Here is a 19,574-nt window from a genome sequence, read left to right as displayed (position 1 = left end):
CTCTCGCCCTTCCGGGGGCGAGATCGAAATTCAAATCACCCAGCTTCCCGCGTCGGGATCAGCCGGCTTCAGCGTCAGATCCGGGCGAACCGTAGGGCCCAGCGCGCGGATGCGATCCTTGATGTGCGCCGGCCGTGGCCCCTCGGGCGTGGCGACCGCATCGATCACATAGGGCACGTTGACCCGGCGTGCGCCTTCCTCCGCCTTGGCGATCGCCTCGCCGCGATCGCCCACGTCGGCGGCATCCTCCACATGGCGGGACCAGCCTTCGCCCGTCCACCATGTGACATCGCCCGTCACCAGATCATTTCCCGTCAGCAATCTCATCCGTTCATGCTCTCCGCCGCCCGTGCCCAGGCCACCAATTTATCCTCTGCGTCCGACAGTTCGACCACTTCGCCCACGACGATGATCGCCGGGCTCGCCACCTTCTCGCGAGTCACCATCGCGCCAAGGTCGGCCAGCAGCGTCTTCAGCGCGCGATGACCGGGGCAGGTGCCCTTTTCCAGCACCGCCACCGGCATGTCCGGCGCCACGCCATCAGCCATCAGCTTGTCGGCGATCGCGTCCGCCGTGGCGACGCCCATGTAGATCACCAGGGTGCGGCCCTGGCCAGCAAGGCCGGACCAATCCTGCTCCGTCAGCCCCTTGCACTGGCCGGCGACGAAGCTGACCGCGCTGGAATGATCGCGGTGGGTCAGCGGCAGCATTGCCTCCGCCGCGCAGCCGAGCGCCGCGGAAACGCCGGGAATTACCTCGACGGGCAGGCCGGCGGCACGCACCGCTTCCACTTCCTCGCCGCCGCGCCCGAAAATGAACGGGTCGCCGCCCTTCAGCCGCACCACCACGCTGCCTGCGCGCACATGCGCCACGATCAATGCGTTGATCGCCTCCTGCGGCAGAGTATGCCGCGCGCGCCGCTTGGCGACCGAGATACGATGGGCCTGGGCCGACGCGATGTCGAGCACTCGCGGATCGATCAGGCCGTCATGGACGATCACGTCCGCAGCCTTCAATGCTTCCACAGCGCGAACGGTCAGCAGCCCCGGATCGCCCGGTCCGGCGCCAACAAGGATGACGCGGCCACGCGCGTCGGGATCGAGAAGGCTCGCCATGATCGGGAAGATGGCGTGCCGGCCCCCCGGCATCAACCGAGCGATGCTTGACGATGCCGTAGGATAGCTATGCCGATCGCGCATATCCCGTTCAGCGCAAGCGAGAACGAGAACAAGCCCAACCGATCACGCCCAAGCCGTTCGTCCCGGGCGAAGCCGAGGGGCGAGCCCGACCGCATCGCTCGCGCCGCATCCTCGACCTCGCTCGACACCATTGGACAGGAGCGGCGATGATGCTCAGGCGCACCCTTCGACATAGCCGAGCACCGGCATGGTGCCGACATGGATCAGGCTGACCTTGCGATCTTGCCCGATCTCGAAGCGGAGCGCCGGTTCGCCGGGCCGCGCATTGGGGGCAGTCAGATATTTGGCGGGCGCGCCTTCATATTCGTGCGGCGCCTCGCGGAAACCGGCGAAGGCGCGCTTCACCTCGCGTTCGCTGGCGCCAACACCGATGCCCTCGATCAGCCGCACGTCCGATCGCTCGCCAACGGTGATCCGGCGCACCTTGCCGCCGCTGACGATCGCGTAGACGCCGGGGTAGCTGGGCGAGCTGACCGTGCGGCAATCGCCATCGATCTGCGCGCCGCGCTCGGCCCAGCTTCCGCCTCGCGGCACGGCGGCGCCGATGCGCAGCGTGCCCAGCCCCTCAAGGGCAAGCGTCTTGCCCGGCGGCGGCGGCGATGAGGGCGATGTTCCGGTCGCGGGCTGTTCCGCGCTCGGCAATGGCGTCGGCGCCGCGGATGGTGTTGGCGTCGCCGAGGGCGAAGGCCTCGGGTTTGCCTCCGGCACATCCTGCGTCGCGGCGGGCGGATCAGCCGCGTTCGGCGTGTCCGGCTCGGATGAGCAGGCGACCAGCGCAAGGCTCAGGGCAAGGGCGGGAACCAGCGTTCGCATGTTCGCACAACCGCGAGGGGGCAGCGGAAGTTTCCTGAAGGCGTCGATCCGCCCCCTCAACGGCGAGAGCTCCCTCATCGACGCTAGGACGTCAGATCATCTGAAGCTTGGCTCGGCCGCATCCCCCGCCGGTCAGGCGTTGCGCAGGCCAATCCCGATCGAGGCGCGCGCGGCGTCCGCTTCGTTCGACACCACCGGATAGGCGCAATAATCCGCCGCATAATAAGCGCTGGGGCGATGATTGCCCGACCAGCCGATCCCGCCGAACGGCGCCGAGGAGGAGGCACCGTTGGTCGGGCGGTTCCAGTTGACGATGCCCGCGCGCGCACCGGCCCAGAACTGGTCATAGCGCGCTGGCGTCTGGCTGATCAGCGATGCCGACAGGCCGTATCGCGTGTTGTTCGCCTCCGCGATCGCCTCCTCGAACGTGTCGGTGCGCACCACCTGGAGGATCGGCCCGAACAGCTCCATGTCCGGCCTCTCGCTCGCGCCCGTCATGTCGATCATGCCCGGCAGCAGGAATGGCCGGTCCGGCGTCACCCGTTCCAGATGGCGGATCGGTCGCCCGCCGCGCATCAGCAGCGCAAGAAAGCTTTCGGTCAGCTGGTCGGCGGCTTCATTGTCGATCACCGGCCCCATGAAAGGCGCGGGGTCGTCGTGCGGCGCGCCGACGATCAGGCGATCGAGCAGGCCGTTCAGTTGCTCCATCAACGGCGCGTACAGCTTTTCGTCGACGATCAGCCGCCGCGCCGCCGTGCAGCGCTGGCCGGCCGTGGTGAAGGCGGATTGGATGATGATGATCGCCGCAGCGTAGAGATCGGGCGTTTCCCACACCACGATCGGATTGTTGCCGCCCATCTCCAGCGCCAGGATCTTTTCCGGCTTCTCGGCGAAGGCGCGGTGCAGCGCGATCCCCGTTCGGGCGGATCCGGTGAAGAGCAGCCCGTCGATCCCGTCATGTGCCGCCAGCGTGCGACCCTCGTCCGGCCCACCGATCACCAGGCGGATGCAATCTTCCGGCACGCCGGCGGCGCGATAGCAGTCGACCAGGAAGGCGCCAGTCGCCGGCGTCTTCTCCGATGGCTTGAACACTACCGCATTGCCGGCGATCAGCGCAGGGACGATATGCCCGTTCGGCAGATGCGCCGGGAAGTTATAGGGACCAAGCACCGCCAGCACGCCGTGCGGCTTGTGGCGCAGCGCCATGCGCGATCCCATCGGCGCATCCAGCCGCCGCTGCGCTGTCCGGTCGGCATAGGCCGACACCGAAATGTCCACCTTGCCGATGACGGTGTCGACCTCCGTGCGGGCCTCCCACAGCGGCTTGCCCGTTTCGCGCGCGATCACATTGGCGAAATCGTCCTGGCGCGATCGCACGACATTGGCGAACCGCCGCATCGTTTCGATGCGAAAGGTAAGGGGGCGCGCCGCCCAGGTGGCCCAACCCGCGCGTGCCGCCGCGACTTCGGCATCCACGTCTCCGATCGCCCCGCGCCACAGTTCGGCGCCGGTTGCGGGCTCGAAGGAGATGATCTCGGTCACGTACTGCCCTCAATAAGCGTTGATCCGGCCTTACGGGAATTCAGCCGGGCGAAACAAGTTCAGCGAAGCGCCTCGCCCATCGCGCGTATCGCTCCGATCTTGGTGTGGAACGGCGACCAGTCGTCCTTGTCCCGGATCGCTGACCAGATCGCCTCGACCTCCTCGATCAGCAGCGAACAGGGCGTGCCGGCCCAATAACCGTGCGATCGGCCGCTGCGCACCGGCGCAGTGTCGAGCAGCGCGCGTGCCTCGTCCCATTCCGGGCCATAGCTTGGTGGCAGTGGCTGGGCGAACGCGTCGAAGAAAAACCGGTCGATGCTCACGCCGCTTTCGCGCAGCGCGCGCTCCGTCGCTTGCACCAGCGCCCGGTCGCCGTCCGGCGATGTGGGGCTCCGGCCCAGCCGCCACAGCAGGGCCTGGGTGATCGCCGCCTGATAGGCGGGCGCGAACCCTTCCAGCGCCGCGATCAGCGGGTCCGCCTCCGCCAGCAGGCGCAGCGATGCGGCCAGCTGCATCACGCTCCAGTGAATCGCCTCGGGCTGGCGACCAAAGGCATATAGGCCATTGTGGTCGAAATAGGCGGCGGTGAATTCCGGCTCCCATGTGGGCGTGAACCGCCACGGGCCATAGTCGAAGCTTTCGCCGGTGATGTTGATATTGTCGGTGTTCAGCACGCCATGGACGAACCCCGCCGCCATATAGGAGGCGGCGAGGCGGGCGGTCTCGGCAATGACCAGTTCGAGCAGTGCCATCGGATCGTCGCTGTCCCGCTCGTACAGGTTCGCCAGCACATATCCGACCAGCCGGCGCATCGCCGCCGCATCCTGTTCATAGGCAAGCCGCTGGAACGTGCCGACGCGAATGTGGCTGTGGCTCAGCCGCACCAGCACGGCGGCGCGGGTGGGGGACGGCTCATCCTCGCGCTGCAGCGCCTCGCCCGTTTCGATCAGCGACAGGCTGCGCGAGGTGCGCACGTTCAGCGCCTCCAGCATTTCCGTCGCCAGAACCTCGCGCACGCCCCCCTTCAGCGTCAGCCGCCCGTCACCGAAGCGGCTCCAGGGCGTCTGTCCCGACCCCTTGGTGCCCAGGTCCATCAGCCGCCCTTCACGGTCGCGAAGCTGGGCAAAGGTAAAGCCGCGCCCGTCGCCGATATCGGGATTGTAGGCGCGGAACTGATGGCCGTGATAACGCAGGGCCAATGGTTGGGGCAGGGAGCCGGGAAGCGGCCGAAAGCGGCCGAAATGTTCCGCCCAGACTGCGTCGTCCATGCCGCCCAGGCCGATCTCCGCCGCCGCCCGGTCGTTGCGGAAACGGATGATCCGTTCCGGAAAGCTGGCCGCCTCCACCACGTCGTAGAAGGCGTCGCCCAGCGAAAGGATGGTCGTCTCGGGTCGGTACGCTTGCGGGTCGAAGGGCATGAGTGGATATGGGCGCAGGGTGAGCAAAGGTGCAAGCATGACCGCCTGGGAAGATCGTTACTGGTGGTCCAACGATGGTCTGCGCCTCCACGCGCGTGATTATTCCCGCGACGCCGGCGGTTTGCCGATCATCTGCCTGCCCGGTCTCACGCGCAACGCCAGAGACTATGACGTCTTCGCGCGCCGCCTTGCGAGCCGTCATCGGGTGCTCGCCGTTGACCTGCGCGGCCGCGGCGAAAGCGCCTATGCCCGGGATCCGATGAGCTATGTTCCGCTCACTTATGCGCAGGATCTGGCGGCTTTGCTGGCGGAACAGAAGATTGACCGCTTCATCGCCGTTGGCACCTCGCTTGGTGGCACCGTCATCATGCTGATGGCGGGCATGATGCCCGGTCGCATCGGCGGCGTCTTGTTCAACGATGTGGGGCCGGAAATCGACCCTGCCGGCCTGGCGCGCGTGCGCGGCTATGTCGGTCGCTCCAGCACCTGGCCCACGTGGATGCATGCCGCCCGCGCGATCCAGGAAACGCATGGCGAGATTTATCCCGATTGGGGCGTGGAGGAATGGCTGGCGATGGCCAAGCGCCTGTACCGGCTCAACAATGCCGGGCGGATCGTGATCGATTACGACCTCAAGATCGCAGAGCCGTTTCGCGTTCCCGGAAGCGCGGCGGGCCCCGACATGTGGCGCGCGCTTGCGACTTTGGGCAGCGCGCCGGTGCTGGTGGTGCGCGGCGGCCGATCCGACATGCTGCCCGCCGCCGTCGCCGAGCGCATGGTCGAGCTCTTGCCTCAGGCAGAGCTGATCACGCTGCCCGGCATCGGCCATGCCCCGACGCTCGGCGAGCCGGGCGTACAGGGTGCCATCGATCGATGGCTCGCCAGGGCCGCGGTGGAACCGGCAAGCACCTGAGGCGTCAAGAAGGCTCCCGCGCCGATGTCCGCGCCTAAGGAGCCTACATGACCGATCGATCAGACGCGCATACCGCCGTCACGCCGCTTGCCGGCCGCCGCGTCCTGGTGACGGGCGGCACGACCGGCATCGGCCGTGCCATCGCCGTGTTGCTGGCCAGCGAGGGCGCCCGGGTCTTCATCTGCGGTCGCGACGAGCAGCATCTGCAAGACGCGCTCGTCCGCATCCGAGAGGTAGGGGAGGGCGACGGCATCTCGATCGATCTTGCGGAGGAAAGCAACGTCGATCGGCTGTTCGAAGCCGCCACCGCTTACCTCGGCGGGCTGGACGTGGCGGTGATCAACGCCGCCCGCGGCGCCGAAGGTCTGGCGGAGATGAGCGAAGCCGATCTTCGCTACACCATCGGCAGTAATTTCACCGCTTACTTGCTGTCCGCTCAGGCCGCGACCAAGGCGATGGGCGCCTATGGCGAAGATGCCAAGGGGAAGGGTGACATTGTCCTTGTCGGCTCGATGAGCGCCTATGTCCTGGGACCGGGTTCCACCGTCTATGCCGGGATAAAATACGGTATTCAGGGTTTTGCCATCGCTCTCCGGCGGGAGCTTGGCACCAAGGGCATTCGCGTGTCCCTCGTTGAGCCCGGCCTGACGGGCAGCGACATGGTGAAGGGCACCAGCGAGGAGCAGGCGGAGCGGATCGGCAAGGAAGAGATGCTCCGTGCCGAGGATATCGCCGTTGGCGTTCACTACCTGCTGACCCAGCCGCGTCGCACCGTGGTGCAGCAGGTCACGATCTCCCCCCGGATGCAGGATCAGGAATGACCTTCCCTCTCGACCATCTGGTCTTCACGCCGAACCATGTCGATCTGTCCCGTTCGCCGCTCGCCGGGCATATCGATGAGGAAACCTTTGTCCTCGGCGCCTTCAACCCGGGGATGACCCGCCTTCCCAATGGCAACCTCCTCCTGATGGTGCGGATCGCGGAGGCGCTGCGCACGCCCATTCGGGACGGACACGTGCGCGCGATCCGCTGGGACGATGGCGCCTACCGCCTTGATCCATGGCCGCTTCAGCTGGTCGATACGGCCGACCCTCGCAAATTCCTGATGCGCGGCGGCGGCTGGAAGGTGATGGCGCTTACCTCGCTGTCGTGGCTTCTGCCGGTGGAGCTCGATCCCGAAGGCCGCCGGATCGAGGCCGTCCACTATGACAAGGCCATCGCCCCGCGCGCCAGTTACCAAAATTACGGCGTGGAGGACGCCCGCATCAGCCGGGTGAACGATCACTTCCTGATGACCAGCTGCTCGGTCAGTCCGGAGCGCCATTCCACCACGCTCTACACCAGTGCGAGTGCGCTGGACTGGACGCTGGAGGGCGTTGTTCTCGATCATCAGAACAAGGACATGCTGATTTTCGAAGGGCTGATCGGTGGCAAATACTGGGCGCAGACCCGCCCGCTTGGCGATCTCTACTTCGCCTATCCGCCCGACAGTGAATGGCGGGCAGGGCCTTCGATCAACCTCGCCTCTTCGCCCGATGCGCTTCATTGGAGACCCAGCGACCATCCCGGCATCCGCCCCCACGCTGCTACTGTGGCGACCGCACGGATGGGCGGGGGGGCGCAGCCCGTGCTTACCGATGATGGCTGGCTGACCTTGTGGCACGGCGTCGAGCCATCCGGCGTGGTCGGTATCTACCGCACCTATTGGACGCTGCTCGATCGCGACGAACCCTGGCGTGCGATCGCCACCCAGCATCAGCCGCTGCTTGAGCCCAATCCGGCGCTCACCGAGCCGCTCAAGGATCAGATGTACCTCGACAATGTGGTCTTCACGACCGGGATCGTCGATGCCGGCGATCACTGGATCGTGGCCAGCGGCGAGGCGGATCTCGCCTGCCGGATCACCCATATCCCCAAGGACGCGATCCGGCCCTGAGGGTTGGGGCACCCGCGCGTGCAGCGCCACCCCATCCTACGCCACCCCCGTCCTACGCCACCCCTGTCCTACGCTACCCCATCTGTGTCATGGGCATCCCATGATCGAGCCGCTCGCCAGCCTGCGAACTTCGCCCCCTGCAAACAATCTTTATACGCGCCATTTTCGTGAACTTTCGCCCGGCCCCCTTGTGGTGCCAGCGCCGCAACTTGTGCCAGCCGAAGCGTTGATCTGATGTCTCAGCCCCTCAACATCCTTCACCTTCATTCCACCTTCGATCTGGGCGGAAAGGAGGCGCGCGCCACGCGGCTGATGAACGCCTTTGGCGATCGCGCACGCCACACGATCGTGTCGGGCATGGAGGGGCGCTACGGCGCGCGCGAGCGGATCGACAAGGGCGTGAAGTACGAGATCGCGCAGAACCCGCCACCGCTGCAGGGCCGTCCGTCCGTGGCGCGCTACGATGCTCTGGCACGCTACATGCGCCGCTTTGATCTCGTGCTGACGTATAATTGGGGCGCCATCGATGGCGTGATGGCGCGCCGTGTATTTGGCCGCGGTGTCCCGCCGGTCGTGCATCACGAAGACGGCTTCAACGAGGATGAGGCCGGCGGTTTGAAGCGTGAGCGCAACCTCTACCGTCGCCTGGCGCTCAGTGCCGCGCATGGCCTTGCCGTGCCCTCCACGTCGCTGGAGCGCATCGCGCTGGAGACGTGGAAGCAGCCGCGCGCGAAGGTTCACCGCATCATCAACGGCATCGCGACGGGTCTGTACGCCGGCAAGCCCGATCCCAAGGGCATTCCCGGCTTCGTGCGCAAGCCCAAGGAAACCGTGATTGGCACGGTGGCCGGATTGCGGGCGGTCAAGGATCTGCCGGCGCTGGTGCGTGCCGCGGGCGGGCTGTCCTCACGCTTTCGCCTGGTGATCGTCGGAGAAGGGCCGGAACGCGCTGCGATCGAGCAGGCGGCGCTGGCGATGGGGATCGAGGACCAATTGGTGTTGCCCGGCTTCCTTGACCGGCCCTATCGCTTTCTCGGCCATTTCGACATGCTCGCTTTGTCCTCCCGGTCAGAGCAGTTTCCTATCTCGGTTGTGGAGGGAATGGCTGCGGGCCTACCGATCGTCGCACCTCCCGTCGGAGATGTTCCGGCGATGGTCTCGGCTGAAAATGCGCCCTTCATCACAGAATATCACGGCGAGGTTCGCCTGCGGGACGCGATGCAGGCTTTGATCGCCAATCCTGAGCTTCGCCGCAGTGTCGGCGAGGCAAATCGGCGCAAGGCACAGGCTGAATATGACGAACGCCGAATGATCAAGCGCTACGCAGCGCTGTATGAAGAGGCCATCGGACGGCCGGGCGCGCTTTCTTGATCCACGTAATTTTCTCGCGCCACGCAACCTTTCTCGCTAGGGCGCCTTATCCGTCTCATTGGAGGTAAAGCAAAGTCGTGGCATCTGCCGTGTTCAAGGGGCTGCAGCCCATCGTCTACAACGGCCGCGAAGTCTGGCCGCTGGTGGAGGGCGGAAAAGGGGTTGCCGCAACGAACCACGCATCGGCTGGCGCGTGGGCTGCTGCTGGCGGTATTGGTACGGTCAGCGCGGTCAATGCAGATAGCTATGATGCGGAAGGCAAGATCGTGCCGCAGGTTTATCATGCGCTGACCCGGCGGGAGCGGCATGAGGAGCTTATCGCCTACGCCATCGAAGGGGCGGTTCAGCAGGTTCAGCGTGCCTGGGAAATTGCTGGCGGAAAAGGCGCCATCAACATCAACGTGCTCTGGGAAATGGGCGGTGCGCAGCGCGTGCTTCAGGGCGTGCTTGAACGCACCCGCGGGCTGGTCGCCGGTGTTACTTGCGGCGCTGGCATGCCCTACAAGCTCAGCGAGATCGCTGCCTCGTACAATGTGAATTATCTGCCCATTGTTTCCTCCGGCCGCGCTTTCCGCGCGCTTTGGAAGCGGGCCTATTCCAAGGTCGCCGATCTGCTTGGCGCCGTCGTGTATGAGGATCCGTGGCTGGCCGGCGGCCATAATGGCCTGTCGAACGCCGAAGATCCCCTGAAGCCGGAAGATCCGTATCCGCGCGTGAAGGCGCTGCGCGAAACCATGCGTGAAGGGGGTATCCCCGATACCACGCCGATCATCATGGCCGGCGGCGTATGGTATCTGCGCGATTGGAATCACTGGATCGATAATCCCGAACTCGGCGCGATCGCCTTTCAATACGGGACCCGTCCGCTTCTCACCCAAGAAAGCCCCATTCCCCAGGCGTGGAAAGACCGGCTGATGACGATCGAGGAAGGCGACGTCCTTCTTCATCGCTTCTCCCCGACCGGTTTCTATTCGTCGGCTGTGCGTAATCCGTTCCTCCGCAGCCTCGAGGCCCGTTCGGAACGTCAGATCGCCTTCTCGACGCAGGAGGCGGGTGATCACGTCTTCCAGCTTGATGTCGGTGTGAAGGGGAAGAACTTCTGGGTCACGCGCAACGATCTGCTGCGTGCCCGCGAATGGTTCGGCCATGGTTTCACCGATGCGTTGAAGACGCCCGACAACACGCTCGTCTTCGTCAGCCCCCAGGAAAAGGCGGAGATCCGCAAGGACCAGGCCGATTGCATGGGATGCCTCAGCCAATGCCTGTTCTCGAGCTGGGCGGATACCGAGACCAATTCTACCGGTCGCCTTGCCGATCCGCGCAGTTTCTGCATTCAGAAGACGCTGCAGGAAATCGCCCATGGCGGCGACACCGAAGCGAACCTGATGTTCGCTGGCCATGCCGCCTACAACTTCAAGCGTGATCCGTTCTACTCCAACGGCTTCGTGCCCACGGTGAAGCAGCTGGTCGATCGGATCCTCACCGGCGACTGAGCCACCACCCGCCAGCTGTCTCCGCTGCGCCGACGTGCGGCGCAACGGAGATAGTGGCCAGGTTCGGCAATCAGTTGTCGATCGTTCCGACGACTGCGCCGGCCGCACCGCCGACAGCCGCGCCTTTCTCGACGTCGCCGCCCGACACCGCAGCAACACCAGCGCCGCCAGCGCCGCCGATCGCGGCTCCTCTCAAAGTTGAGCACGCCGAGGTGCCAACAGCGGTCACGCCAAGCATCAGCAGAAGAACTGCATTCTTCATTGCGAAATCTCCGATCATGTTGAACGATCGTAAAATGCAGTAGGTTTGCTTTGTGTTCCCAGCGAAATAGCAGCCTGAATTAAGAAGTCCGTCAGACCCAACCTTCCAGCACTTGATCGGGTGGTCGATGGCCATCGGCCCACATCCGGATGTTCGTCATCACCTTTTCGCCGGTGGCAAGACGGCCCTCGAACGTCGCGGATCCCATGTGCGGGGTCATGACGACATTCGGCAGGGCGAGCAGCCGGGGATCGATCACCGGCTCATGTGTCCAGACGTCGAGTCCGGCGCCGGCGAGGCGTCCCGCTTCGAGCGCATCGATCATCGCATTTTCATCAACGATGCCGCCACGGCTCGCGTTGATCAGGTAGACGTGCGGGCGTAGTAGCGCGATCCGTTGCGCGCTGATCAGGTTCTCACTGTCTGCATTGCGCGGCGTGTGGATGGTCAGAATGTCGATATTGGCAAGCATCTCATCCAAGTTCGGATGCCATTGTGCCTGCAGTTCTGCCTCCAGGACTTTCGGCAGGCGATGACGATTGTGATAATGCACGGAAAGGCCGAATGCGCGGGCTCGGCGCGCTACTGCCTGGCCGATCCTACCCATGCCGACGACACCAAGTGCCTTGCCGCCAATCCGGTGACCCAACATGCCGCCTGGGCTCCAGCCTTTCCATTCGCCAGAGCGGACAAGCTTCTCACCTTCCGCCAGGCGACGCGGGACCGAGACGATAAGCGCCATCGTCATGTCGGCCGTATCTTCGGTCAGTACACCCGGCGTGTTCGTGACGATGATACCGCGTGCCCGTGCAGCCCTCAGGTCGATGTGGTTCACACCAGCACCGAAGTTCGCGATCAGCTTGAGCCGATCGCCGGCGGCGGAGATCAGTTCGGCATCTATTGTGTCGACCACGGTCGGGACCAGTACGTCGCAATCCTTCATGGCTGCGGCAAGCTGTTCCCGCGACATGACTTGGTCCGCCCGATTGTTGACCGTATCGAACAGATCCTCAAGCCGGTTCATGGTGGCGTCAGGCAGCTCGCGGGTAACAAAGACCCGAGGATTGGGGCAACGGCGCGTATCGACCATGCCGCAGGCTTGGCGAAGCGGCGCTTTCGCGTCAACGATCGGTTGAAGCTGGGCGATACACCCGGCTACAGAACATTGTGCGCGACGGGGGGACGATCATGCGGCGATGGACGGCAGGACTGGCGATGCTTGCCGTGTTGATTTCGGGGGGCAGCGTCGCCGCGCAAACCGGAAAAGAGAAACCCAAGCCCCCGTACTTCGCGTCGATCGGCGCGGGGAAGGCGAGGATGCGTTCAGGGCCGGGCCGCTCATATCCTGCAACCTGGCTCTATGTGCGTGCTGACCTGCCGGTGCGGGTCGTCGACGTCTTCAAGGAGTGGCGCAAGGTTGAGGATCCCGGCGGAGAGCAGGGCTGGATGTTGGGCAATTTGATCAGCAGCACGCGAACGGCAATCGTGCAGGAAGCGGTCACTGAACTGCGCGATCGACCGGCCTTCGGAGCGCGGGTGCTTTGGCGTGCGGAGCCGGGCGTGGTGGGGCGCGTGAGCCAATGCGCTCGCGGCTGGTGCCGCTTTGATGTGCGAGGGCAAGTCGGCTTTGTAGAGGCGACCCGCTTGTGGGGCGTCGCGCCGGAGGAGACACTCCCGTGATACAGGATTTCGAACTTGAAGCGTTTGTCACGGCAACGCTGGCGGAAGATCTTGGCCCCGGTGTCGACGTCACATCCGAGGCGGTGATTCCCGCCGACGCCCGGTTCAATGCCGTGATGGCGACCCGCGACGCGATCACCGTCGCGGGGCTTGAAGTTGCCAGCGCGTTTTTCCGGCATCTGGATCCTGCGGCTACTGTCGAAGCCTTGGCAAAGGATGGCGCTCGTGTTGCCCGCGGTTCTGTGTTGATGCGGATAAGTGGCCAGGCACGCGCGCTTCTGACCGCTGAGCGTTCCGCCCTGAATACGGTCCAGCACCTGTCGGGGATCGCCACCATGACTAGCCTGTACGTGGATCGTCTTGCGGGAACGGGCACGGTGCTGCTGGATACCCGCAAGACCCTCCCTGGACTTCGCCTGCTGGAGAAATATGCCACCCGCATGGGCGGTGCGCAGAACCACCGTATGGGTCTGTGGGACGCCGCGATGATCAAAGACAACCATGTCGCGGTGGCCGGTGACGTGTCGATCGCGGTTGCCCGAGCGCGCGCGGCAGGTATCGCCGAGATCATCGTGGAGGTTGACCGGCTTGACCAGATCGAGCCGGCGATCGCTGCCGGCGCTACGCGGCTTCTCTTGGACAATATGCCTCCGGCGGTGCTTTCCCAGGCAGTAGCGATGATTGATGGCCGCATCCCGTCCGAAGCATCAGGCGGCATTTCGCTGGAGACGATCCGGCCGGTGGCGCAAACGGGCGTGAACTTCGTCAGCGTCGGCCGGCTTACCCAATCTGCGCCCGCGGCCGATATCGGTCTTGATTACGAGATCGCGTGATCTGCTGACGCCTGTCGCAAGTCGAAGTGTGTGCAGGGCCGCAGTAGGGACTGATGCGGATCCTATTCAGCTCTGAGGATAAGTTTCCTCGCCAGGGCTACGGCCGGCGCGAGTTTCATGGAGTTCGATTGATGATCAGATGGATGGGGCTGACGCTTGCGATGTTGCCTGCTGTGGCAACAGCACAGGCGTATCAATGCTCAGTGCCGGACAGCGGCATACTGACGGTTCGCCCCGACCTGCCGAACGAAAAGGAACCGCAGCGCCTCCTACCGATCGGTCACTATACTCTCGCGATAAGCTGGTCGCCGCAATATTGCCGCCAGCCGGACCGAGCGGCGCGTTCCCGTGTGCAATGCGGCGGGGGCAATCGCTTCGGCTTTGTTCTGCACGGGCTTTGGCCCGACGGTGTCGGGAAGGAGTGGCCGCAATATTGCAAAGCAACGCCGCTGCTTTCCGAACGCACGATCCGCGCAAACATCTGCTCCACCCCCTCTGCGCAGTTGCTTCAGCATGAATGGGCCAAGCACGGTACCTGTATGGCGGGCGAGACGCCGGACAGCTACTTCGCCAAGGCCACCAGCCTGTACCGCAAGTTGCGCTACCCGGACATGGTGTCGCTATCGCGGCAGCCGCTCTCTGCTGGAAAGCTCGCCAACGCCATCGCCCGTGTTAATCCTGGGATGAGGTCGGATATGATGAAGATCACTACCGATCGTCAGGGCTGGCTGGATGAAGTCTGGATCTGCATGAACAAGCGCTTTCAATATACGCGGTGCCCGGCGCATCAGGGCGGCGTTAAAGCAAGCGCACGGGTGCGGGTCTGGCGCGGGTCGCGCTAGCCCAGCATTGAAAGTGTTGACCGGGCGCGGCAATGCTCGCCCGGTCTCAAGCCGTTATCGCTTGCGGGTCAGTTCCCGCATCGCATCGTCGAGGCCAGCTAGGGTAAGCGGATACATGCGGTCGTTCATCAACTCACGGATGACCTTTACCGATTGAGAATATCCCCATTGCGACTGGGTGACGGGGTTCAGCCAAACTGCCGCAGGATAGGTTGTCGTCAGTCGATGCATCCAGACTGCCCCAGACTCCTCGTTGAAATGCTCCACGGAGCCGCCCGGATGCGTGATCTCATAAGGACTCATTGAGGCGTCGCCGACGAACACCAGCTTGTAATCATGTGGAAACTTATGGAGGACGTCCCAAGTTGGCGTCCGTTCTGCAAAACGGCGTTTGTTATCCTTCCACACGCCTTCATAAGGGCAGTTGTGAAAGTAGAAGAACTCCAGGTTTTTGAACTCACTGGTCGCGGCTGAAAAGAGCTCTTCACACAGTTTGACGAACGGGTCCATGGATCCGCCGACATCTAGGAACAGCAGCAATTTGACAGCGTTCCGGCGTTCCGGGCGCATGTGGACGTCCAGCCATCCCTGCCGGGCAGTTCCGTCGATGGTCGCATCGATGTCCAGTTCATCCGCCGCACCTTCTCTGGCGAACTTGCGCAGGCGACGAAGCGCGATCTTGATATTGCGGGTGCCAAGCTCGCGCGTATTGTCCAAGTTTTTGAACTCGCGCTGATCCCAGACCTTCAGCGCGCGCTTCTGTTTCGATTCTCCGCCGATCCGCACGCCTTCTGGATTGTAGCCGGAATTGCCGAAAGGCGAGGTCCCACCGGTACCCACCCACTTGTTGCCGCCTTGGTGCCGCTTTTGTTGCTCCTCAAGCCGCTTCTTCAGCGTCTCCATGATCTCGTCCCACGAGCCCAGAGACTTGATCGCCTCCATCTCCTCGGGCGTCAGGAATTTCTCTGTCACAGCCTTCAGCCACTCGGCGGGGATTTCAGCTCCCTCCTGAGCGAAGCTGGTTTCAATGCCCTTGAATACCTTGGCGAAAACCTGATCGAACTTGTCGAGCAGTCCTTCATCTTTCACGTACACTGACCGGGAGAGATAATAGAAGTCTTCCGGTGTGCGTTCGATCACGTCCTTTTCCAGCGCTTCGAGGAGCAACAGGTGCTCCTTCAAACTCGCCGGAATGCCTGCGACGCGCAGCTCGTCAAGGAAGTTGAGGAACATCGGCCATCCGCCCCATCATGTGCTTTTTTCACGTGATGGCAGACTTGCCGCGCCTGCGCCAGCACATGAGGCGCTGACGAGGCGCCGTCAGGCCGCTAGAGCCGCTGACATGGTGACAGCACGCATGCTTCCTCCGCCACCTGCCCTGATCGCGGCGGGCCATTGTATACTGCTCGACTTCGACGGCACGCTCGTTGAGCTGGTCGACAGGCCTGACGCCGTTATCGTCGATGACGGGCTGGTTGCGCTGTTGCGGCGCCTTGCGGGAACCTTTGCCGGACGTCTCGCCTTAGTGAGTGGGCGATCGGTGGCGCAAATCGAGCATTTTCTCGGGCTTGCCGTTCCGGAGATCGCAGTGGTCGGTAGCCATGGTGCCGAACTGCGGGTTTCCGGTGAGCGACTGACGCCTGCTCGTCCCGCCGCACTCGATGAGGCGGAAAGAGTGTTTTCCGCCGCGTTCGCGGGGCAGAAGGGGGTGGTGATCGAAGTGAAGTCTCTGGGAGTAGCAGTTCATTATCGCATGGCGCCGGAGCAGGCTGCCACAGCCCGCCGACTGGCGGAGGATTTCGTCGGACAAGAGGGCCTGGTGTTGCAAACAGGCAAGATGATGGTGGAGCTTCGTGCGGGCGGGCACGATAAGGGCAGCGGCATCACCTCTTTGCTGTCCCAACCAGCGTTTGAAGGATGCAAGCCAGTGTTTGTCGGCGATGACGTGACCGATGAAGCGGGCTTTGCGGCAGTGGCCAGGCTGAACGGGGTTGGCGTGCTGGTCGGACCAGCACGGGAGACTACGGCGACGTATCGGCTGGATGATGTCGCCGCGGTAAGAAATTGGCTGGGGACTGCGGCATGACGGCGACAATGGATCTTTGGCCGATCGGAAACTGCCAGGTTTCAGCGTTGGTGGATCGTGCGGGCCGCTTTGTATGGGGCTGCCTGCCGCGGGTGGACGGCGATCCTGCATTCTGTTCGCTGCTTGATGACAAGCCACCGGCCGGAGATGATGCCTTCGGTTTCTGGGAGATCGATATCGATCGCCTGCGGGAAACGAAGCAGCACTATATTCGAAACACCCCCATCCTGGTCACGCGTCACGAGGACGAGAATGGAAGCGCGATCGAGGTAATAGACTTCTGCCCGCGCTTTACGCGTAACGGCCGCAAATATCGTCCGGTCGCATTCGTTCGCATCGTTCGGCCTGTGGCGGGCAGCCCGCGAGTGCGCATCCGATTGCGACCGGCGACGAACTGGGGTGAGGGGCAGGCGGATACTACCCGCGGCTCCAATCACATTCGGTATCTCCTGGATGACAGCGTCGTTCGCCTGTCCACCACGGCGCCGGTCGGGTGGATCGAAGACGAGCGCATGTTCAGGGTCGAACGACCGCTTTACTTCTTCATGGGGCCGGATGAAAGTTTTGCTGACGACATTGCCGTGTCGCTCGAGAACATGCTCGATCGCACCATTGAGGAATGGCAGCATTGGGTGCGCAGCCTGGCCACTCCGTACGAGTGGCAGGAAGCCGTAATCCGCTCGGCTATCACCCTGAAGCTTTGCCAGCACGAGGAAACGGGCGCGATCGTCGCTGCGCTGACGACTTCCATCCCTGAACATGCGGATTCGCAGCGGAACTGGGATTATCGCTACTGCTGGGTACGCGACGCTTATTACACGGTTCAGGCCTTGAACCGTCTTGGTGCGCTCGACGTCCTGGAGAGCTATCTCGAATATCTCCGCAACATCGTCGACAATGCAAAGGATGGCCATATTCAGCCGTTGTACGGCGTTGGTGGTGAGGCGACGCTGGTTGAACGCGAGGCTCCGGCTCTCAACGGTTACCGCGGCATGGGGCCAGTGCGCGTCGGCAATCAGGCATATGAGCAGATCCAGCACGACGCCTACGGGCAGATCGTCCTGTCGAACGCACAAGCCTTCTTTGATCATCGCTTGCTGCGCGTAGCGGACCGAGACGATTTTGAGGCGCTCGAACCGGTGGGTGAGCGCGCCTGGGAGAAGTTCGACAAGCCGGATGCGGGTTTGTGGGAGCTGCGGACCAAAAGTCACGTGCACACCTATTCGGCGGCGATGTGCTGGGCCGCCTGTGATCGGCTGGCGAATGGTGCGCAGGCTCTGGGGTTTTTCGAGCGGGCGATCTTCTGGCGTGACCGGGCGAACATCATGCGGGCGCGCATTGAGGAGGCAGCCTGGCGGCCTGAGACGCAAAGGATGTCGGCGACGTTCGGCGGCGACGATCTTGATGCCAGCCTTCTGCAGCTGCTCGACCTTCGGTTCCTGGCGCCCGATGATCCACGTTTCCAGTCCACGCTCAATGCAGTCGAAGGCGGGCTGAGGCGCGGATCGCACATGTTGCGTTACGCCACCGAGGACGATTTCGGTCTGCCTCATACTGCCTTCAACGTCTGCACCTTCTGGCTGATCGAGGCCCTGCACTTTACCGGCCGGGACGCTGACGCACGCGAGCTGTTTGAAGAGATGCTGTCGCGGCGTACGCCCGCCGGCCTGCTGTCCGAAGACATCGATCCCGTCACTGGTGAGCTATGGGGCAATTACCCGCAGACCTATTCGTTGGTCGGTGTCATCAATTGCGCGGTGTTGCTGAGCAAGCCCTGGAGCGCGATCCGATGAGCCGCCTGATCGTCATATCGAACCGGGTGTCGGCGCCCACTGCGGAACAACCAAGCGCGCAGGGTGGGCTGGCGGTCGCGCTGACCGCTGCCCTGCGCGAAGCGGACGGTATCTGGTTCGGATGGTCCGGCAACACCGGCGACACGGGTGAACTGCGGTTCGAGACCTATGATGGCGTAACCTCTGCGACGATCGATCTGCCGGAGCAGGATGTCGAGGAATATTACGACGGCTATGCCAATCGCACGCTCTGGCCCCTGTTCCACTACAGGCTGGGTCTGACTGAGTTCGAGCGCGACTTCCAGGGCGGTTATGAGCGGGTCAACCGCCTGTTCAGCGAGGTTATCAGCCCGCACATCGAGCCCGAGGATCTGGTTTGGGTTCACGACTATCACATGGTGCCGCTTGGCTGGATGCTGAGGCAGAGGGGTGTGAGGAACCGACTGGGATTTTTTCTCCATATACCCTGGCCGCCGACGCGGTTGCTGATCGCCTTGCCGGAGCATCGGCGATTGGTGGAGGCTTTGTTCGCTTATGACGTCGTCGGCTTCCAGACGCGGGAGTGGCTCGAGACGTTTCACGACTATGTTGAGCGGGAGATGGACGGCACCATCGGGCCCAATGACGAGGTCACGGTAGGAGGTCGCACCATCAAGGCCATTGCTTGCCCGATCGGCATCGATGCAAGCGAGTTCATAGCCGCAGCGAACGGCGACAAGGCGGCAACGACACTGTCCCGCATGGTCGAAAGCGTCAGCGGGCGTGATCTGATCGTCGGTGTGGACCGGCTCGATTATTCGAAAGGCATCGAAGAGCGGTTCAACGGCTATCAGCGCTTCCTGGAAACGCGACCCGATCAGCGCACCAATGTGTCGTTGTTGCAGATCGCGCCGCCCTCGCGTGCGACGGTTCAGAGCTACCAAGAGATCCGCGCGACACTGGACGCGCTTTCCGGCCGCATCAATGGCGCCTTTGCGGAAATCGACTGGGTTCCGCTTCGCTATGTGAACCGGGGTTTGCCGCGGGATGTTCTTGCCGGCGTGTACCGCGCGGCGCGCGTCGCGCTTGTCACGCCGCTGCGCGACGGGATGAACCTCGTGGCCAAGGAATTTGTCGCGGCGCAGGATCCTGACGATCCGGGCGTATTGATCTTGTCGCGATTTGCCGGCGCTGCGGAACAGCTTGGCGAGGCGTTGTTGATCAATCCGTATAGCCCGGACGAACTGGCGGACGCGATCGAGCAGGCGCTGGCCATGCCGCGCGATGAAAGGATCGCACGCTGGCGCAAGATGTACGACAATGTTTGCCGTGAGGATGTGATCTGGTGGCGTCGCCGTTTCACGGATGCGCTTGCAGCCGTGGAGTTGAACCACGCTTAGCTCATGAATGCCTG

At 63.5% G+C, this 19,574-nt stretch carries 19 protein-coding genes; 11 read left to right on the top strand and 8 right to left on the bottom strand.

Annotated elements, in window-relative coordinates; all coding sequences use genetic code 11:
- Positions 1-30: 30 nt before the first annotated feature.
- The 5 genes from BMX36_RS05500 to BMX36_RS05475 all read right to left on the bottom strand — a co-directional run bounded on the left by BMX36_RS05500 (position 31) and on the right by BMX36_RS05475 (position 4,972).
- The gene (locus BMX36_RS05500; protein ID WP_066776501.1) at positions 31-327 is read right to left on the bottom strand and encodes a DUF2849 domain-containing protein; all 297 of its coding nucleotides are present in this window, start codon (positions 325-327) and stop codon (positions 31-33) included.
- A complete protein-coding gene (cobA, locus tag BMX36_RS05495) occupies positions 324-1,115 on the bottom strand; it encodes a uroporphyrinogen-III C-methyltransferase (protein ID WP_066776508.1) in 792 nt (263 codons plus the stop codon). The genes BMX36_RS05500 and cobA overlap by 4 nt, the downstream gene beginning before the upstream one ends.
- Before the next feature lie 237 nt (positions 1,116-1,352).
- Positions 1,353-2,012 (bottom strand): hypothetical protein, encoded by a 660-nt coding sequence (locus BMX36_RS05485; RefSeq protein WP_093063936.1) that lies wholly within the window; start codon positions 2,010-2,012, stop codon positions 1,353-1,355.
- A 132-nt stretch (positions 2,013-2,144) separates the two neighbouring features.
- The gene (astD, locus tag BMX36_RS05480; protein WP_093063935.1) at positions 2,145-3,554 is read right to left on the bottom strand and encodes a succinylglutamate-semialdehyde dehydrogenase; all 1,410 of its coding nucleotides are present in this window, start codon (positions 3,552-3,554) and stop codon (positions 2,145-2,147) included.
- Positions 3,555-3,613: 59 nt separating this feature from the next.
- A complete protein-coding gene (locus BMX36_RS05475; protein WP_093065261.1) occupies positions 3,614-4,972 on the bottom strand; it encodes a protein adenylyltransferase SelO family protein in 1,359 nt (452 codons plus the stop codon).
- A 37-nt stretch (positions 4,973-5,009) separates the two neighbouring features.
- Here BMX36_RS05475 and BMX36_RS05470 point away from each other — a divergent pair, with 37 nt between their 5' ends.
- The 5 genes from BMX36_RS05470 to BMX36_RS05450 all read left to right on the top strand — a co-directional run bounded on the left by BMX36_RS05470 (position 5,010) and on the right by BMX36_RS05450 (position 10,685).
- Positions 5,010-5,885 carry an alpha/beta fold hydrolase gene (locus BMX36_RS05470; RefSeq protein WP_093063934.1) on the top strand — a complete coding sequence of 292 codons (876 nt, stop codon included), beginning with the start codon at positions 5,010-5,012 and terminating at the stop codon, positions 5,883-5,885.
- 47 nt (positions 5,886-5,932) lie between these two features.
- A complete protein-coding gene (locus tag BMX36_RS05465; protein WP_066776487.1) occupies positions 5,933-6,706 on the top strand; it encodes an SDR family oxidoreductase in 774 nt (257 codons plus the stop codon).
- On the top strand, positions 6,703-7,821 hold the full coding sequence (locus tag BMX36_RS05460) for a glycoside hydrolase family 130 protein (RefSeq protein ID WP_093063933.1): 1,119 nt from the start codon (positions 6,703-6,705) through the stop codon (positions 7,819-7,821). Before BMX36_RS05465 ends, BMX36_RS05460 begins: the two co-directional genes overlap by 4 nt.
- A 234-nt stretch (positions 7,822-8,055) precedes the next feature.
- Positions 8,056-9,192: a glycosyltransferase family 4 protein gene (locus BMX36_RS05455; protein ID WP_093063932.1), complete on the top strand. Its 1,137-nt coding sequence runs from the start codon at positions 8,056-8,058 to the stop codon at positions 9,190-9,192.
- A gap of 89 nt (positions 9,193-9,281) precedes the next feature.
- Positions 9,282-10,685: an NAD(P)H-dependent flavin oxidoreductase gene (locus BMX36_RS05450; RefSeq protein WP_093063931.1), complete on the top strand. Its 1,404-nt coding sequence runs from the start codon at positions 9,282-9,284 to the stop codon at positions 10,683-10,685.
- Between the two features lie 70 nt (positions 10,686-10,755).
- Here the strand turns inward: BMX36_RS05450 and BMX36_RS22050 are convergent, their stop codons facing one another.
- Together BMX36_RS22050 and BMX36_RS05440 are read right to left on the bottom strand one after the other, a co-directional pair.
- Positions 10,756-11,082, bottom strand: coding sequence for a hypothetical protein (locus BMX36_RS22050; protein WP_256210670.1), 327 nt, complete (start codon positions 11,080-11,082; stop codon positions 10,756-10,758).
- A complete protein-coding gene (locus tag BMX36_RS05440) occupies positions 11,039-12,037 on the bottom strand; it encodes a 2-hydroxyacid dehydrogenase (RefSeq protein ID WP_066778296.1) in 999 nt (332 codons plus the stop codon). Before BMX36_RS05440 ends, BMX36_RS22050 begins: the two co-directional genes overlap by 44 nt.
- 227 nt (positions 12,038-12,264) lie before the next feature.
- Here BMX36_RS05440 and BMX36_RS05435 point away from each other — a divergent pair, with 227 nt between their 5' ends.
- The 3 genes from BMX36_RS05435 (at position 12,265) to BMX36_RS05425 (ending at position 14,302) form a co-directional block, all read left to right on the top strand.
- Positions 12,265-12,627, top strand: a complete 363-nt coding sequence (locus tag BMX36_RS05435) for an SH3 domain-containing protein (RefSeq protein WP_371262802.1) — start codon at positions 12,265-12,267, stop codon at positions 12,625-12,627.
- Positions 12,594-13,460: a carboxylating nicotinate-nucleotide diphosphorylase gene (gene nadC, locus BMX36_RS05430; protein ID WP_256210669.1), complete on the top strand. Its 867-nt coding sequence runs from the start codon at positions 12,594-12,596 to the stop codon at positions 13,458-13,460. The genes BMX36_RS05435 and nadC overlap by 34 nt, the downstream gene beginning before the upstream one ends.
- 143 nt (positions 13,461-13,603) lie before the next feature.
- Positions 13,604-14,302 carry a ribonuclease T2 family protein gene (locus BMX36_RS05425; protein WP_256210668.1) on the top strand — a complete coding sequence of 233 codons (699 nt, stop codon included), beginning with the start codon at positions 13,604-13,606 and terminating at the stop codon, positions 14,300-14,302.
- Positions 14,303-14,356: 54 nt separating this feature from the next.
- Here the strand turns inward: BMX36_RS05425 and BMX36_RS05420 are convergent, their stop codons facing one another.
- Positions 14,357-15,535 (bottom strand): vWA domain-containing protein, encoded by a 1,179-nt coding sequence (locus BMX36_RS05420; protein ID WP_066778291.1) that lies wholly within the window; start codon positions 15,533-15,535, stop codon positions 14,357-14,359.
- Positions 15,536-15,659: 124 nt separating this feature from the next.
- On the opposite strand from BMX36_RS05420, the gene otsB reads away from it, so the two are divergent.
- From otsB to BMX36_RS05405, 3 genes are read left to right on the top strand one after another with little or no spacing between them, the layout of a single operon-like run.
- Positions 15,660-16,388 (top strand): trehalose-phosphatase, encoded by a 729-nt coding sequence (otsB, locus tag BMX36_RS05415; RefSeq protein WP_093063928.1) that lies wholly within the window; start codon positions 15,660-15,662, stop codon positions 16,386-16,388.
- The gene (locus BMX36_RS05410; RefSeq protein ID WP_093063927.1) at positions 16,385-18,181 is read left to right on the top strand and encodes a glycoside hydrolase family 15 protein; all 1,797 of its coding nucleotides are present in this window, start codon (positions 16,385-16,387) and stop codon (positions 18,179-18,181) included. The genes otsB and BMX36_RS05410 overlap by 4 nt, the downstream gene beginning before the upstream one ends.
- The gene (locus BMX36_RS05405; protein ID WP_093063926.1) at positions 18,178-19,560 is read left to right on the top strand and encodes an alpha,alpha-trehalose-phosphate synthase (UDP-forming); all 1,383 of its coding nucleotides are present in this window, start codon (positions 18,178-18,180) and stop codon (positions 19,558-19,560) included. The genes BMX36_RS05410 and BMX36_RS05405 overlap by 4 nt, the downstream gene beginning before the upstream one ends.
- The last annotated feature ends 14 nt before the right edge of the window (positions 19,561-19,574 follow it).

Origin of the sequence: Sphingomonas sp. OV641 (assembly GCF_900109205.1) — a bacterium.
Lineage (GTDB): Bacteria > Pseudomonadota > Alphaproteobacteria > Sphingomonadales > Sphingomonadaceae > Sphingomonas.
Note: the sequence above shows the minus strand (reverse complement) of the source record. Positions and strands in the feature narration are given on the sequence as shown.

Excerpts from the sequence above, each read along its gene's own strand:
- BMX36_RS05405 (WP_093063926.1), top strand. The coding sequence starts at position 18,178 with ATGAGCCGCCTGATCGTCATATCGAACCGGGTGTCGGCGCCCACTGCG.
- BMX36_RS05420 (WP_066778291.1), bottom strand. The coding sequence starts at position 15,535 with ATGTTCCTCAACTTCCTTGACGAGCTGCGCGTCGCAGGCATTCCGGCG.
- BMX36_RS05500 (WP_066776501.1), bottom strand. The coding sequence starts at position 327 with ATGAGATTGCTGACGGGAAATGATCTGGTGACGGGCGATGTCACATGG.
- BMX36_RS05460 (WP_093063933.1), top strand. The coding sequence starts at position 6,703 with ATGACCTTCCCTCTCGACCATCTGGTCTTCACGCCGAACCATGTCGAT.
- BMX36_RS05410 (WP_093063927.1), top strand. The coding sequence starts at position 16,385 with ATGACGGCGACAATGGATCTTTGGCCGATCGGAAACTGCCAGGTTTCA.
- BMX36_RS05455 (WP_093063932.1), top strand. The coding sequence starts at position 8,056 with ATGTCTCAGCCCCTCAACATCCTTCACCTTCATTCCACCTTCGATCTG.
- BMX36_RS05475 (WP_093065261.1), bottom strand. The coding sequence starts at position 4,972 with ATGCCCTTCGACCCGCAAGCGTACCGACCCGAGACGACCATCCTTTCG.
- otsB (WP_093063928.1), top strand. The coding sequence starts at position 15,660 with ATGCTTCCTCCGCCACCTGCCCTGATCGCGGCGGGCCATTGTATACTG.
- BMX36_RS05440 (WP_066778296.1), bottom strand. The coding sequence starts at position 12,037 with ATGGTCGATACGCGCCGTTGCCCCAATCCTCGGGTCTTTGTTACCCGC.
- BMX36_RS05435 (WP_371262802.1), top strand. The coding sequence starts at position 12,265 with ATGCGTTCAGGGCCGGGCCGCTCATATCCTGCAACCTGGCTCTATGTG.
- BMX36_RS05425 (WP_256210668.1), top strand. The coding sequence starts at position 13,604 with ATGGGGCTGACGCTTGCGATGTTGCCTGCTGTGGCAACAGCACAGGCG.
- BMX36_RS22050 (WP_256210670.1), bottom strand. The coding sequence starts at position 11,082 with ATGGCCATCGACCACCCGATCAAGTGCTGGAAGGTTGGGTCTGACGGA.
- BMX36_RS05485 (WP_093063936.1), bottom strand. The coding sequence starts at position 2,012 with ATGCGAACGCTGGTTCCCGCCCTTGCCCTGAGCCTTGCGCTGGTCGCC.
- cobA (WP_066776508.1), bottom strand. The coding sequence starts at position 1,115 with ATGGCGAGCCTTCTCGATCCCGACGCGCGTGGCCGCGTCATCCTTGTT.
- BMX36_RS05470 (WP_093063934.1), top strand. The coding sequence starts at position 5,010 with ATGACCGCCTGGGAAGATCGTTACTGGTGGTCCAACGATGGTCTGCGC.
- BMX36_RS05465 (WP_066776487.1), top strand. The coding sequence starts at position 5,933 with ATGACCGATCGATCAGACGCGCATACCGCCGTCACGCCGCTTGCCGGC.